The organism is Gordonibacter sp. Marseille-P4307 (assembly GCF_900604965.1).
Lineage (GTDB): Bacteria > Actinomycetota > Coriobacteriia > Coriobacteriales > Eggerthellaceae > Berryella.
Window position 1 is genome coordinate 1,524,825 of record NZ_UWPD01000001.1, and the last position, 14,711, is coordinate 1,539,535.

Here is a 14,711-nt window from a genome sequence, read left to right on the forward strand (position 1 = left end):
AAACATCTTCTTATTTTATTTACGCAACACGTTATGATTAAACAAAATGGAAATGGATAGAACAAGAGGGAGGCGGACGTGAGGCGACCGACGTTCGTGCGCTGGGCGAAGCGAGAGGCGCTCCTTGCCGCAAACGCCAAGGCGTTCGGATTCAAGCGTCTTGCCGGACTGCTTCAAGACGGATTCGAAAACGTGAAGGCCCCACTTTTCCTGTATGCCTACGAGACCGACGACCTCGCGCGACTTCGCCGCTATATCCTCGACGCCTCTCTACTCGACGAGCTTAAACGCGTTGAAAACGTGATGGGCGAACGTTCGGTCGAAAAACTCGCCCTGCGCGGCACGCCGATGCGGCTTCTGCCGCCGGAATACCAAGCATGCCTCGACGCCTTTGCCCGAGCCTACCGTACACCCGAGCGGCTTGAGGCCGAAAAACGGGTACTGTGGGAGCAAACGACGCATGAACAGAAACGCAAGGGCATCCCCAACAGCACGGTGTATCAGCGGCTGGGTCTCAATCCCGGCAACGTGAACGCTTACCTCAAAGACGGCGCCGTCGAAAAACTATCCTTGGAAAACGCCCGGATTCTTTTAGAATTCGTAATGGATTACTGAGCCTCGGCCGCACGCGTGGCCCGTCGGTAGGATTCGCCCATGTCGCTTCACACCAAAGGTATGGTTTGTACCCTCGCAGGAGCCGTTCTCTGGGGCTTCTCGGGCACCTGCATCCAGTACCTGCTTGACGACGTCGGACTTGCCCCGCTTGCCCTCACGTCCATCCGCACGCTCATCGCCGGCATCCTGTACGCGGTGCTTATATACGCCACCCAGCACGATAAGATCGCCATGCTCGCCCACGACCCGCGCTCCATCGGACGCATCATCGTATTCGGCGTGTTCGGCCTGTTCTGCAACCAGGCTTCCTACGCTATAGCCATCGGGTTCACCAACTCGGGAACCGCAACCGTGCTCTCCGGCCTCAGCATCGTGTTCGTCATGATCATCAGCTGCGCCCTGTTTCGAAGGCTTCCCCGCCCGCAGGATATGGGAGGGCTCGTTCTCGCCATGGCCGCCACCTTCTTCATAGCCACGAAAGGCGACCCCTCCGTACTCTCCATACCCGCGATCGGCCTGTTCTGGGGAATCATGAACGCGGTGACCGTCACGTTTTACGTCATGTTCCCGCGCAAGACGATAGAGCGATACGGTTCGATCGTGGTGATCGGGGGCGGCATGCTCACGAGCGGCGTGTTTTCCACGCTTGTCGTGATCGTGCTGAGCGCGCTTGCGGCCCAGGGCGTCGAATCGTCGATGTTCCCCGTAACCATCCCCCCGGTCAGCGTAAAGCTCGTTGCGGGAATCATCGTCATCAGCGTGGTGGGAACCTTCGCCGCCTACGGGCTGTTCCTTCACGGCATCTCGATCGTCGGCGGGGTGAAGGGCACCATGCTGGGAGCGGCCGAACCTGTCAGTGCCACGGTGTTTCCCGCCGTTTTGCTGGGAACGGTGTTCGTATGGGCCGACTGGCTGGGGTTGGCGCTCATGCTGGGCACGATCGTGCTGGTGGGGCTTCCCTCCAGAAGAAAACCCCGCACGAACGAAACAAGAGCGGCTACCGAACGGTAGCCGCCGAAGAGAGGTTATCGAAGCGCTTACGAGAACGAGGGGGTCTCGAAGCCCAGTCCGGAGTTGTCCATCGAGATACCCTGAGAGCGATACACCGCCGCCATGGAAACGGCGATACCGTACGTCCACGTAGGCGAGGTGGCGTACTGGTGTTCCACCGCATCGGTCGAAGCATTGTAGTTCCAACGCATCTTGAAGATGGTGTTCTGAGGGTATCCGTTCCTCAGATAATGATCGCTGATCCACTTCGCGGCGCCCTCGATGCCCAGCTCGGGTGTGGTCCACCCTTGGCCGTGCGCGTAATGACCGCCGTTGTTGGGGTTGTCGTCGAACGCGGCGATGCCGAAGAAATTGTACGAACCTTCGGCCCCGGGAACCGTTCCCTGGGCGAACTGCGAGCATCCCCACGCGCTTTCAAGTCCGGCGTGGCACAGCAGGTACACTTCGTTCACACCGTATGCGCGGGCCGCATCGATAAGGGGCTGCCCCATACCGCGCAAGGTGGAGCGCACGCCGTACTGACCTTCCTGGTATCTAACCACCCGGTCGATGTAGGCGTTCAGCTGATCGGCGGTAACGGCGCCCGAATAACCAGCGGTGATCAGCGCGTGCTGGTAGAAGGCGGAATCGCCGAAGCTCACGTTGACGGAGTCTTCGAAGCCGGAACGCACCTGATCGTCTGAGAAATAGGGATTCGACCGCTGCTCGAGCTGGAGCATGTGCTCGAACGAGGTGCCCACGGAAAACGACCTCACGCCGCCGGTGGGAACCGAGTCGGAATCATACGGATCGTCCTTTCCGCTGAAGCGCGCGAAGATGGAGTTGGCCACCGACTCGGACACCGCCGCAGAACCCCCGAACACGCGCACGCGGGTCACCTCGAAGCGGTGTTCGGCCGCTTCCTTGATGGTCGAACGGAAGTATTCGTCCACCAGAAGAAGGGGCGCTTTGGTCCTGCCCTGGAGAACCGATCCGGCCAGCGCGTCGTAAGGAAGCCTTCCTGTCGAAAACGCCAGGTTATCCCAGCTGAATCCCTGAGAGTCCGTCGCCCACCGGGCGATGGCCGAACTGGTGGAGTACTGGTCGTCGCCCGCAAGGCGCTTGACGGCTCCGCCCCTGGCGCGGGCAAGCCCCGCAAGGTAATCCTCATCGTCCTGCGAGATCGCGGCGGTGCCGCCTGCAATCACCGCGTTTTTCAGCGAACCGGCGGAAAACGCCTTCGACAGAGCAGACGTCTGCTCGGACGTAAACCCGCTCACACCGCTCGCCAGAAAGATGGGGGCCTTGTTTGCAAACGCCACGGGCGACAGCGACAGCGCGTCGCCGAAACCGAGGGCCGTAGCGACGAATACCTGGTCGTTCGACCACAACCCGCGCTCTTTTCCATAATCGTAGATGGCCATCTGCGTGCCGAAGCAGTCGATGCCGCCCAAGCGCGTCACGGCTTTACCCGACGCGCGCAGCGCGTCTTCCACTTCGGCCCCCACAGCGGCCGTCCCGCCCAGAATGACGACATTGCGCGCGCCCAGGCGCTTAAGCTCGGCAGCGGTGTCGCCGTCAAGCGAATCGAGCCGCGTGAACAGAATCGGGCCGAGCGATCCGGCAAGCCCGCTTCCAGCCAGCGCGTCGATCCACGCGTCGCCCGAACCCACCAAGATGGCGGTATCCGATCCGTCGGGGTAGGCGGCCTGAGACTCTGCAACCGCGGTGGTGAACATCGAGTCCCCCTGATAGCGCTCCACATCGGAGCGGGACGAAAGGCCCTGCGCAGAAAGCGCGAAGGTTTCCGCCGCGCGTCCGCCCGAAGCGAAAGAGGCATCCTCGGTTTGGGACAGGATGTCGAACACGGGCTTCAGCGATTCCCGAAGCTGCTCTTCGGTTTGCTGCACCGTACCGGCGAGGGGATCTTTAGCCGGATCCGTCGACTGGGACGACACATCGGCCGATGGCGCTATCTCGTCCGCTGTAAAAGCGGCGGCCCTTGCGGGCGCATCCGTCTGCGCAGCAAGCGCGGCGGAGGGAAGCGCGCACGTTGCGACCAGGGACACGGCGACGGCGCAGCGCACCGGAACGCGCACGATAGAGGCGAGCGCCTCGTCGTTCATCATGTTCATGTGTTGCGTTTTCCTTCTGCGTTAGGCGAACAAGTTCGCCCATTGTAGCGGCGCCCGCAGACACCCGAACGCGCTCCACAGTAAAACCCGACGATGCCCATCGTCGATGAGCGCACACCGGCCTGCAAGGCGGGCGGCCCGCCCCAGAGCAAACGATCGCGGAGCAAAGCGAAGGATAAACGCGCTAGCGGGCCTTAAACGCCGCAGCCGCGCTCACGCCCGCAATGCATCCGTCCGCCACCGCCGTCGCAACCTGAAACACCTGCTTGTCCCTAACATCGCCCGCCGCATACACACCGCAGACCGACGTCTCCATCCTATCGTCGACCGCAATGCGGCCGCCGCAGAGCCCCACCTGATCGGAAACGAGACCGACACACGGTTCTCCACCGGCGTACACGAACACCCCGCATCCTTCATCATGCACCGTGCGGACCTCGCCCGTCGTCACCGACTGAAAACGCAGACGGGAAACGGACGACCCGTCCCCTTCGATGCCGACAAGGCTGGTTGCGGGCACGACCTCGATATTGCCCGCCGCCTCGACCGACGCGCGGAACTGCGCGATGCAGGCAAGGCGCTCCTCAACGCATACCAGATGCACCTTCGAGGCGATTCCCGACAGAAACAGCGCCTCTTTCACGGCTCCATCGGCTCCTCCGATCACGTACACGGATTTTCCGGCGAAAGCGGGGCCGTCGGCAACCGCACTCATGCTGCGGTATTCGCGCTCACCCGGCACGCCCAGAAAACGAGGGGACGTGCCCAGAGCCAAAACCATGAACGGAGCCCGATACTCTTCCCCGCTCGCGCATACGGCGCGCTTCTCGGCGCCCTCGAGATCGATCCGGACTATCGGATCGACAACTACGCGAACCTTCGCACTCGCAAGCTGGTCTAACATGAACTGCGCGAACCGCTTCCCGGTCATACCCTCGGGCAGCGCAGCGTAGTGCGTGACCAGCGATACGCCCCCGATCACGCCGCCCACGCGGCGAGCCTCGAGAAGAACCACGTTCAAGCCGCGGCTCGCCGCGTACACCGCCGCGCTCACCCCAGCCGGACCTCCGCCCGCCACTATCAGATCGCATGCAACCACAGCCGCTCCTTTCTCTTGGTAACCTATTCATTCTACCCCTTGGGAAAAGCCCGAGAAAACGCGGTCGGGCGCGCCAGGTATCTCTTGAAACAACCTGTTGGCAACCTGCTTTCGCGTTAGAATATCCGTATGGCCGCCCGATCGGTAAGGAGACCCATGGAAGCTTTCGCCCGCACTGTCGTTCGCTACCGTCGCGCCGTTGTCGCCGTATTCGCCGCACTTACGCTCGCAAGCGCTTATGGAATAACGTTTGCACAGGTCAACCGCGATATGTCTTCGTATCTCCCCGACTCGATGCCCAGCCGGGCCACCCTGGTCGCGTTGTTCGATGCGTTCGGAGAGACAAGCGAGCTGTCGATCATGGCCGAAGGGATTGCCGAAGACGAAGCAATCCAGCTTGCCGATCGCATCCGGAAAGTAACCGGCATATCGGATGTTGCGTACGACGGAAGCGACGAGCGCTACCGGAAAGACGGATCCTCCCTGTTCGAGGTTAGCCTCGAAGGAAGCACCTATTCGCAGAAGGCCGCCTCGGCGCTTGAAAGCGTGCGCGACGAATTGCGCGATTTCGGGCTCGAGACCGATGGGGAGCGGCAAAGCGCGTTTCTGGGCGGGGCCGTAGTGCAGGCCAACACCGACAATCTTTCGGTCACCATCGCGCTTGCGATGGCGTTCCTCCTGGTCATCCTATTAGCCATGAGCCGATCGTGGGTCGAGCCCTTCGTGTTTCTGGGCACCATCGGCGTCGCCGTCGTTTTGGGGATGGGGACCAACCTCCTGCTTCCCAGCATCTCCCAGCTCACCTTCTCCATCGCGGCCGTGCTCCAGCTGGTCTTGTCGATGGATTATTCCATCATGCTGATGAACTTCTACCGCGAGCAGCGCGAGGCCGGCGAAGGACCGGACGAAGCGATGGTACGAGCCCTGAAGCGGGGCGGATCCGCCATCTGCGCAAGCTCCGCAACCACGATAGCCGGGTTGCTATGCCTTACCGTCATGAGCTTCGGCATCGGAGCCGATCTGGGAATCGTTTTGGCCAAGGGGGTCGGATTCAGCCTGCTGGTGGTGTTCACGCTGCTTCCCGCCGTCATCCTATCCTGCGACACGATCATCCTGCGCACCGCCAAACGGACGCTCCGCCCGCAGCTGCGCGGCCTTTCCCATATGCAGTTCGCGCTGCGCACCCCCCTCGCCATCGCCTTGGTGGCCCTGCTCGGATTCGGCATGGTCCTCAAAGCCGGCATGGGCGTAAGCTTCTACACCCAGCCCTCGACCGCAGACGACAAAGCCATCGCCCAAAAGTTCGGAGACAGGACGCGCATCGCGCTGCTGCTTCCCGCCGATTCCAGCGAAGCGGACGCAGCCCTGGCCGAAATCGGAAAGCTCAGCGAAGTTGCCCGCTTAACGAGCTATGCGACAACTGTCGGGGCACCCCTTCCCCCCGAACAGCTTGCCGCCACCCTCGGGCTGGATGAAAAAGCGACCGAAGCGCTTCTCGGAGTATACGCGGCGGAAAAACAAACCGGTCCCGTCGAGGCCATCTCGCTTTACGACTTCTTGAGCTGGCTTGCCCATGACGCTTCGAGCAGCCCGGCTCTCGCCGGTCAGATCGATCCCGCTTCTTTCCGGCAGGTGAACAGCGCTTTGAGAACCGTCGAAGCGGCCCGCGGCAAACTGGTGAGCGATGACATCCAGCGCGCGGTGATCGATATCGACGACGGAGCCGAGTCGGACGGGGCCCGCGCGGCCGTATCCGATATCCGCTCCATCCTCCAAAGCCGACTGGGAAGCTCGTTTGGCATGACGGGTGATCCGATCGTGGCCGACGAGGCGCATGCCCCCTTCGACCGCGACCTCGCCTTGGTCACCGTCCTCACCATCGCCGCAATCTTTTTCATCGTGGCCCTCTCGTTCCGCTCCATCGCGGTTCCCCTCATCCTGGTCGCCCTCATCCAAGGCTCCATCAACCTGACATCGGGCATCACCGACATGCTGGGGCACGACACCTTCTACATCGCGGTTGTCGTGGTACAGGCCATCCTGATGGGGGCCACCATCGATTACGCCATCCTCTACACGGAAAACTATCGCCACGCCCGAAGGGAAAGCGACGTCGCCTCCTCGATCGCAAGCGCCCACCGCGCGTCGATCCCCACGTTCATGACATCGGGAACCATCCTGTTCGTCGCCACGCTCGTGCTAGGGCTCACCTCGTCTGACCCCACAACCGCCCAGGTTTGCCTCACTCTCGCGCGCGGAACCGCCATAGCCATCGCCTCGATCCTTCTTCTGCTGCCCGGATCGCTTGCCGCCCTCGACCGCTTCACCGCAGCGAAAGGCGACGCCCTCCGCGCGTAGACACGCTCCATGGCGATTTCGCAGAGAACGAGGTTCGTCCAAGCGGAGCGGGCGCGGTGGGGTATCGTAGCAGCGCATTCGCCGCACCGGCCTTACGGCCGCCGAGAGGAGAACCATGCCGTCTACGATCCCGTTCGCGCGATTCGGAACGAAAACCCTGATCGCTCTGTCGGTAGTCGCGCTCGCCGCGACTCTATGCGCTTGCTCGGCCCCTTCGGTCGACAAGGAAAACGCGCCTCAGGCCATCGCCGCCTCGATCGGGCGTTTCGATGAGGGTCTCTCGTTCGCAACCGACGATGCCGACGAGACCATCAAAGCCGCCCTTGAAAGCAACCCGCGGCTGTTCTATTTCTACAACGGATACAACGGCACGCTCTCGCAAAACGGCACAGCCCAGGTGAAGTGGGAATACAAAAACAAAGGAACGAGCATCGACGACGTGAGGCTGATGGATACCGCCGCAGACCTCGACTCCATCGTGGCCGAGCAGACTGCCGCCCGCAAAACCTCCATCGGGATCGTATCCACTTCATCCGACCTCAACCGCGAATCGATCGATGCCGCCTTCGGCAAGATCAAGGAATCGGGCGCGTGGGAAAGCGCGGGCGTCGCCTCCTACGCCGTCTCGCGCGGAACCTCTGACTACAACGCATTTTACGAGGTGACCATCAGCGTAGAGTACATCGGATCCGGCAGCGGCGGCACCTCTGCTGCGCCCTCCGCCCAACCGGTTGAAAAGTAGATTGTGCGAATAAGATTCCTCAATTACGTCAAATCGGTAACGAGAATCTGTATAAACGCGACGAGAGGTTTACCGCATCGGCCCTCTTTCATCGCACATGCTAATATCACGACAACAGACGCGGAATAAAGCGCCGCAACCACAGTCGGGAAGGTGTCCGATGCTTTTACGTCAGATTCAATGCTTTTGCGCGGTGTGCGAAACCGGAAGCTTCACCAAAGCAGCCCAAAGCCTCTACATCACCCAGTCCGCCGTTTCCCAGCAGATGAAGAACCTCGAAACCGACCTGGGCGTGTCCCTGTTCAAGCGAAGGGGCCGCAACCTGTCCCTCTCCAACGCCGGAAAGCGCTTCTACGAGGAAACCAGCACCATCCTCGCCCAGATCGACGCCGCTAAGAAAAGCGCGCATCAGGTCGGCGAAGAAGCCGACGAGCTTATCAAGTAGTACGGAGTTGCAAGCGCACCGCCCGCTTCGACGGTTCTCCATCGGGGATCGCCGTCGAAGCGGGCTTTTCTCGTTTCCGAGCTGTGCGCTTTAATCCAACGGGAGGAAGATCGCGATGGCGAACCCTCCGGCAGCCGGGGCGTACACCCGCACCCGCCCCCCATGCGCGGCGGCGATGCGCGCAACCAGCTGCAAACCCAGCCCATGTTCGGGATCGACCCCTTTGTGATCGGCCGCTTCCGATACGCGCTGCTCGAACAGAAACCCCAACGGCGGCTCGGGCGCACCCGCGGGCGACGGGCTGTCCGTAAAGCGCCTCACCGCCAGCTTAGAGCTTTTCTGCGCATCGTCGATCTTCTGCTGCAGCAGGGCGAGTTTTTCGGGTTCCACCCCCACCCCGTCATCGCTGATCGCGATGACGGCGCAGGGAACGGGCAGGCCTTCGGTCCCTTCGATCCGATCCAGCGTAAGCGATATCCCGCACCCTTGTGGGTTGTGGTTCATGGAATTCTGCACGGCGTTCTGCACGGCGCGGTACAAAAGCCGCACATCTCCGGTAACCTCCGCGCGCCCAACACCGGAGCTTGCCCGAAACCCCAATTCATAGGTGCTCGGAAGTCCGCCGTTAAGGTACTCGGACACCAAGCTGCGCAGCATCGAGGGAAGCGCCACGCTCTCTTTGTTCAGCGGCTGGGTGTCGTATTCCAAGCGCGCGGCGGCGTTCAGGTCGTTCACCAGATCCTTGATGCGAAGCCCTTGGGTGCGCACGAGTGCCGCCTCCGTGCGCGCATCTTCGGGCAGGCGTAAATCGTTTGACAGCTTGTCCGCCCGCCCGGTGATCACCGACAGCGGCGTGCGGATGTCATGCGAAACGCCCCGAATCCACAACTCGCGCGCGCGGTCCTTCTCGCGCATGATGGCCGATGCCTCGTTGAGCGTCTGGCCGATCACCCCCATTCGACCGCCCACGCTCACCGATACGGGTTTTCCCTCGGACAGATCCTCAAGCGCTTCCGATATGGGACGGATGGAGCGCTGGGTGCTGAGATGCGACACCACCACATACACGAACACGATCATAAGGTTCAGTACGAGGATCCCCGCCAAAAACAGCGGAATCCTTGCGATCTCGGAAGCGGGCAGCGTCTGGATGATGTTGACGTACTCCTCGCTGGGCGCAACGATCATCAAGACGCCCTCGTCGCGCTGCCAGAAAAACGCGGGAGAGGATCCAACGTAGCCCGAACGGGCGAAGCGGGCCATATCGCCCAAGGTGAAATGCCGTTGCGCATCTTCGGGGGCGTTCATTTCCCACAAGGTCTCTCCGGTCTCGTCGGAGACGAGCATCGCCCAAAAACCGCGCCGGGTCAGATCGTTTCCCACAGCGTAATCGGTCAGGCTGTACGTTCCGTCCTCCTGAAGCGTCAGCGCGTCGTCTATCGAGTTGGCAACCCGAAACGGAGATTCGTACTCGCTTCCCGGGGTTGCGGTGGCCACCCCCACCGCAACGGCCAGCACTGCAAGATCGATGGACACGACAAGCACACTCACCATGAAAAACATCGCCAGCTGACCGGTGATGAACGCGGGAAATCCGAAGCTTTTCCGCCGCCGATCCCTTCGGTTGAACCCGGATGCCACGCTATCCCCTGACATTCAGCTTGTAACCCAAACCGCGCGCGGTAACAAGCGACGTCGGGCTGGAGGGATCCTCCTCGATTTTCTCGCGCAGGCGCCGCACGTGCGCCATCAGGGTGTTCTCGTATCCGAACGAATCGCCCCAGCATGCGTTGGAAAGCGCATCGATCGTGACGATGCGTCCCCGGTTCTGGGCCAGAACCTCGAGGATGTCGTGCTCTTTAGCGGTGAGCATGACCGTCCCGTCGGGACGCACGACCTCCGCGGTGTCCAGATCAACCTTGCAAAACCCCAGGTCGATGGAAGGACTTTCCCAAGCGTAGCATCGACGCAGCACCGCAAGCATACGCAGCACCAGCTCTTGGGGCAAAAACGGTTTCGAGATGTAGTCGTCGGCCCCGCGCCCCAGACCATCTATGCGGTCGGACGGCTCGTCTTTGGCCGTCAGAAACAGCGCCGGAGTCCGCTGAAAGCCCTGGATCGCGCGTATCTCTCCCAGAAGCGCGAACCCATCGAGCACCGGCATCATGACATCGAGCACGAACAGATCAACCATCCGGTCGTTCGCCTTAGCCTGGCGGCAGTACGCCAAAGCCTCGAGCGGAGATGCGAAGGTGGTAACGTGCGTGAAGCCCTCCTGCTCGAAGATCGACGCCACCAGGTCGCGCAGCGCGGCCTCGTCATCGACCACCACGATATGCTTCTCGAGCAGATACGATTCCACCGAACCCATGAACCACCTCGTTTCGTCTTGTGCAACGAAACCATTAAACCATGTCGGACAAACGCGTCGTCAGCATGAACGGCGAAATAAGGGAAATGTAAGGAGAAGCCAAGGTTGACGCAAACCCCCCTTCCTAACCTGTGAGATGCGCTCGAAGCAAGCGATGCGCAGCACATCGGAAAAGCAAGCCCGAGAAGCAACGGCGCTCGAAGCAAACGCCGCATGTATCCGAAGGAGGAGACAATCCATGAAAAGCCCAATCGTGCTCGAAGCCAGGGGCCTTACGAAAACCTACAAGGCGAAGTCGAAGCGATCGAAGGGAGCCCCGGGAGGGACGCGCGCCTTGGCAGGCGTCAACTTCGACGTGCGGGAAGGCGAGATCGTCGGCATCATGGGACCGTCGGGATCGGGAAAATCAACCCTGCTGAACTGCATTTCAACCATCGACAAGCCCGACTCGGGATGCGTGCGCATCGACAGTCGCGACATCTCCAAGCTCAACTCCCGGGAGCTGGCTTTGTTCCGCGGACGCGAACTGGGGTTCATCTTCCAGGATTCCAGCCTGCTCGACACCCTTACCTGCTACGAGAACATCGCCCTGTCGCTCACCATCCGCAAGGTCAGCCCGCGCGAAATCGATCACCGCGTCCGCTTCATCGCCGAACAGCTGGGGATCTCCGACGTGCTGGACAAGTTCCCCTACCAAGTGTCCGGCGGCCAGAAGCAGCGCGTCGCCACGGCGCGGGCGGTGGTGGGCAAGCCGCGCCTCGTTTTGGCCGACGAACCCACCGGGGCGCTGGACTCGAAGTCGGCGCGCTCCCTGCTGGAAACGTTCGAGCGCATCAACCGCCTGGGATCGACCATCCTCATGGTCACCCATGACCCGATGTCGGCGAGCTACTGCCAGCGCATCGTGTTCATCAAAGACGGCAAGACCGCGCTCGAAGTCGCCCGCGATGGGCGACCGCGCGAGCAGTTCTACGCCGATATCGTGAGCGCAGTTGTGAGCATGACCGAGGAGGCCGTGCATGTTTGCTAAAATCGCCTGGGGAAACGTCCGCAAGTCGATAAGCGACTTCAGCATCTACTTCCTCACCGTGGTACTGGGCGTAACCGTGTTCTACGCCTTCAATGCCACCGCCGACATGGACGTCGCCAACGCCATCGATTCGCGCGCGCTGCTGGCCGAGACCATTCGTTTCGCCACAGTGCTCGTCACCATCGTGTTCGCCTTCCTCATCCTGTACGCCAACAGCTTCCTCATCAGGCGGCGCAAGCGGGAGTTCGGCCTTTACCTGGCCTTGGGAATGCACACGTCGCAGGTGGCCCTCATCGCCGTCCTCGAAACCGTCATGGTGGGAGCGGCATCGGTGGTCTGCGGGCTTGTCGTCGGATGGCTGTTCTCGCAGGTGCTCGTCAATATCGCCGCGAACATCTACAACACGGGTGCCTCAGCGGCGCTGGTGGGCATCTCGCTGGGCTCGGTCGTGCGCACCCTCGTCGTGTTTGGCGCACTGTTCGTGCTGTCGTCGCTTATGAACGCCGTATCGGTTTCGCGCACCACCCTCATCGACCTCATGAAGGCCGGTCGCACCAATCAGGAGATGAAGCTGCGCAGCCTGCCTTTGTCCGTCGTGCTGTTCGCCGTCGCCATCGGCCTTATCGGCCTCGCATATAAACTGCTGCTCGATACCGGACTCGACTTCACGTCGCCGAACTTCCTCGCCTCGACCGTGATCGTCTGCGTGGGAACCTGGCTGTTCTTCTACTCCATATCCGGGTTTCTCCTGCGCTTCATCCAGTCGTTCAAGGGCATCTATCTAAACGGCCTGAACATGTTCACCCTGCGCCAGATCAACTCGCGCATCAACGGAGCGACCGCCACCATGACCATGGTGTGCATGACCTTGTTCTTCGCGCTCATCTGCGTATGCGGGGGCATCGGGATCACCACCGCTTTGAATTCCAGTCTGCAGCGCACCACCTCCTACGATGCAACCCTGTCCACCCAGTGGGGCCTCTACCTGAGGGGTGCCTACCAGCAATTCACCGATGACGACCAGGTTGCGGGCGCCCAGGCGGCTCATTGGGATATGAAGACATACCTCGATGCCCGCCTGGCACGCGAAGGCCAGATGAGTCTTGCAAGCCTTGCCACCAGCGCCCAGCAGATCGACACGTGGATCGATCCCGAGAACCCACTTACATTCGCAAAGACCGACAAGCTGGTCGGAGACGAGCTTCCGCGCATCGCGGGGCTTGAAATGAAGTCAGCCTACAAGGAGGGGGGCGTCCCCTTCATCAAGCTCTCCGAAGTCAACGCCGTGCGCTCCCAGATCGGCAGAGAGCCGCTTGATCTGAAGCCGGGCACCTGCCTGGCGATCGGAGACACCGACTACACGGCAGGCTACTTCAGGCTGCTGGCCGAAAAAGGCGCGGCGGTGGAAGTCGGATCCACGAGGCTGATCGTCGACCGTTACATCAACGAAGCCCTGGCAACCGAGTTCGTGCCCATGCAGACGGGCGCCATCGTGATCCCCGACGAGGCCCTTCCCGCATCCGCCGTGCGTCTGTCCAGCTCGATGAATATCATGCGCGCCGACGGCGTGAACGAAAAGACCCTCGGAAGCGCGCTCGAGTTCCTGGACGGCGAGGAGAAAGCGCAGGATTGGGGCGCCATCATGATCGCCACGCGAGAAGCCGTCCAAGAACAGGGATTCGGCCTCAACGGCATCGTCGCCTTCCTTGCGATATATATCGGGTTCGCACTCGTCATCGCCTGCGCCGGCATCCTGGCCATCCAGCAGCTTACCGAAGCGTCCGACAACGCCCAGCGCTACCGGATGCTGCGCAGGCTGGGTGTGGACAACGCAGCGATAGGCCGAAGCCTCGCCGTTCAAGTGGTCGTGTACTTCCTGTTCCCGATGGCGCTGGCCGTATGCCACACCGTTTGCGCCCTGAACGTCGTAGACGACCTGGTAAGAATGTTCGGCATCTTCAACCTGGAGACCACCGCGCTTATCGCGGCCGCCGCCTTCGTCGCCACCTACGGAGCCTACGCCCTGCTCACCTGGATAGGCGCCCGATCACTCACCTCCGAGCGCTCGGAAGGTGCGATGGCCTAGGAAAGCGGGCGCTCGACCGCCGCACCCTGCCTTTCCTTCTTGAACACCAGATACTCGTTGAGACGCCCGCTGCGCCCGTCGGCCCGAAAACGCCCGACGGGCGCAGCAACATCTGAGATCGAGCGAACAAGTCGCTCCACCTCGTCGTCAGAAAAACTGTGGCAGAAACGCAGCGCGTCGGTATCCTGCCACCCAAGCAGATAGTCGCCCGGCTCCAGATCGGCACCGTCGATACCCAGCCGCCCAAGCCCCTGCGCAGTCGCTGCGCGCGCCTTGCGCGCAAGGCGCGCGTCGTCCATAAAGCGCCAAAGCGACAGGCACAGGCACCCTCCCCCCTTCGTTTTGGCGGCAAGCAGGCGAAGCGCCGCCATGCGGGCTTCCTCGGAAGGCACGTGGTGGAAAAACCCGAAGCTCACCGCGATCGAGCACGGAGGCGCAACCAGCTCGTCGGCTGCATCGCATCCCGTCAGCAGCATCGAGCAGATATCCGCGCTCTGATAGCGCACCGCGCAAGCATCGGCGCCCCCGGCGGCCGGTACGAGCGCATCGCAGTTGTCAGCTGCGTGGAAATCGAAGGCGACGCTTTCGACGGCGCTTCGAAGATACGCCTCGAACCTCATGTTCCCGCAGGCGAGATCGAATACGGATATGCGCGAGCCCTCGCAGCAGCCTTCCCGCCGCACGATATCGGCGCAGCGGCCCCACCCCTCCCAGGGCGCCTGGCGCGTGGCGGAAAACGAGTGCGCGTTATCGCGGTAGAACCGCGTGTTCAGGCTGCAAAGTATTTTCGCAACGGAGGCATCCATAGTCATGGCCTCTATTCTATAGGATAGAATGACC

General features: G+C 61.6%; 12 protein-coding genes. 7 read left to right on the forward strand and 5 right to left on the reverse strand.

The genetic code is table 11. The features are described 5' to 3' along the window. The first annotated feature begins 192 nt into the window (after positions 1-192). Together EIH26_RS06975 and EIH26_RS06980 are read left to right on the forward strand one after the other, a co-directional pair. Positions 193-615: a hypothetical protein gene (locus tag EIH26_RS06975; protein ID WP_124061489.1), complete on the forward strand. Its 423-nt coding sequence runs from the start codon at positions 193-195 to the stop codon at positions 613-615. Between the two features lie 39 nt (positions 616-654). Continuing rightward, positions 655-1,626: a DMT family transporter gene (locus tag EIH26_RS06980; RefSeq protein WP_124061490.1), complete on the forward strand. Its 972-nt coding sequence runs from the start codon at positions 655-657 to the stop codon at positions 1,624-1,626. A 26-nt stretch (positions 1,627-1,652) separates the two neighbouring features. Here the strand turns inward: EIH26_RS06980 and EIH26_RS06985 are convergent, their stop codons facing one another. Beyond that, complete coding sequence (locus tag EIH26_RS06985) at positions 1,653-3,740, reverse strand: cell wall-binding repeat-containing protein (RefSeq protein WP_124061491.1); 2,088 nt, start codon at positions 3,738-3,740, stop codon at positions 1,653-1,655. Positions 3,741-3,924: 184 nt separating this feature from the next. Further along, positions 3,925-4,839 (reverse strand): NAD(P)/FAD-dependent oxidoreductase, encoded by a 915-nt coding sequence (locus EIH26_RS06990; protein WP_124061492.1) that lies wholly within the window; start codon positions 4,837-4,839, stop codon positions 3,925-3,927. Between the two features lie 156 nt (positions 4,840-4,995). On the opposite strand from EIH26_RS06990, the gene EIH26_RS06995 reads away from it, so the two are divergent. From EIH26_RS06995 to EIH26_RS08620, 3 genes are all read left to right on the forward strand, one after another. Next, positions 4,996-7,197 (forward strand): RND family transporter, encoded by a 2,202-nt coding sequence (locus EIH26_RS06995; RefSeq protein WP_164471012.1) that lies wholly within the window; start codon positions 4,996-4,998, stop codon positions 7,195-7,197. Positions 7,198-7,312: 115 nt separating this feature from the next. Then, positions 7,313-7,939: a hypothetical protein gene (locus EIH26_RS07000; protein ID WP_124061494.1), complete on the forward strand. Its 627-nt coding sequence runs from the start codon at positions 7,313-7,315 to the stop codon at positions 7,937-7,939. 160 nt (positions 7,940-8,099) lie between these two features. After that, a complete protein-coding gene (locus EIH26_RS08620; RefSeq protein ID WP_124061495.1) occupies positions 8,100-8,384 on the forward strand; it encodes a LysR family transcriptional regulator in 285 nt (94 codons plus the stop codon). A 90-nt stretch (positions 8,385-8,474) separates the two neighbouring features. Here the strand turns inward: EIH26_RS08620 and EIH26_RS07010 are convergent, their stop codons facing one another. Further along, entirely contained in the window at positions 8,475-10,025 is a 1,551-nt protein-coding gene (locus tag EIH26_RS07010; protein WP_206424697.1) for a sensor histidine kinase KdpD, read from the reverse strand. A gap of 1 nt (position 10,026) precedes the next feature. Continuing rightward, positions 10,027-10,755 carry a response regulator transcription factor gene (locus EIH26_RS07015; RefSeq protein WP_124061497.1) on the reverse strand — a complete coding sequence of 243 codons (729 nt, stop codon included), beginning with the start codon at positions 10,753-10,755 and terminating at the stop codon, positions 10,027-10,029. 238 nt (positions 10,756-10,993) lie between these two features. On the opposite strand from EIH26_RS07015, the gene EIH26_RS07020 reads away from it, so the two are divergent. Next, on the forward strand, positions 10,994-11,785 hold the full coding sequence (locus EIH26_RS07020) for an ABC transporter ATP-binding protein (RefSeq protein ID WP_124061498.1): 792 nt from the start codon (positions 10,994-10,996) through the stop codon (positions 11,783-11,785). Then, positions 11,775-13,871, forward strand: coding sequence for an FtsX-like permease family protein (locus EIH26_RS07025; protein WP_124061499.1), 2,097 nt, complete (start codon positions 11,775-11,777; stop codon positions 13,869-13,871). Before EIH26_RS07020 ends, EIH26_RS07025 begins: the two co-directional genes overlap by 11 nt. Here EIH26_RS07025 and EIH26_RS07030 read toward each other — a convergent pair. Beyond that, on the reverse strand, positions 13,868-14,683 hold the full coding sequence (locus EIH26_RS07030) for a class I SAM-dependent methyltransferase (protein ID WP_124061500.1): 816 nt from the start codon (positions 14,681-14,683) through the stop codon (positions 13,868-13,870). The two genes, EIH26_RS07025 and EIH26_RS07030, sit on opposite strands and share 4 nt — an antisense overlap. Positions 14,684-14,711: the final 28 nt, after the last annotated feature.

Coding starts and splice junctions, on each gene's coding strand:
- EIH26_RS06980 (WP_124061490.1), top strand. CDS start 655: ATGTCGCTTCACACCAAAGGTATGGTTTGTACCCTCGCAGGAGCCGTT.
- EIH26_RS06985 (WP_124061491.1), bottom strand. CDS start 3,740: ATGAACATGATGAACGACGAGGCGCTCGCCTCTATCGTGCGCGTTCCG.
- EIH26_RS06995 (WP_164471012.1), top strand. CDS start 4,996: ATGGAAGCTTTCGCCCGCACTGTCGTTCGCTACCGTCGCGCCGTTGTC.
- EIH26_RS07000 (WP_124061494.1), top strand. CDS start 7,313: ATGCCGTCTACGATCCCGTTCGCGCGATTCGGAACGAAAACCCTGATC.
- EIH26_RS08620 (WP_124061495.1), top strand. CDS start 8,100: ATGCTTTTACGTCAGATTCAATGCTTTTGCGCGGTGTGCGAAACCGGA.
- EIH26_RS07015 (WP_124061497.1), bottom strand. CDS start 10,755: ATGGGTTCGGTGGAATCGTATCTGCTCGAGAAGCATATCGTGGTGGTC.
- EIH26_RS07020 (WP_124061498.1), top strand. CDS start 10,994: ATGAAAAGCCCAATCGTGCTCGAAGCCAGGGGCCTTACGAAAACCTAC.
- EIH26_RS07025 (WP_124061499.1), top strand. CDS start 11,775: ATGTTTGCTAAAATCGCCTGGGGAAACGTCCGCAAGTCGATAAGCGAC.
- EIH26_RS07030 (WP_124061500.1), bottom strand. CDS start 14,683: ATGACTATGGATGCCTCCGTTGCGAAAATACTTTGCAGCCTGAACACG.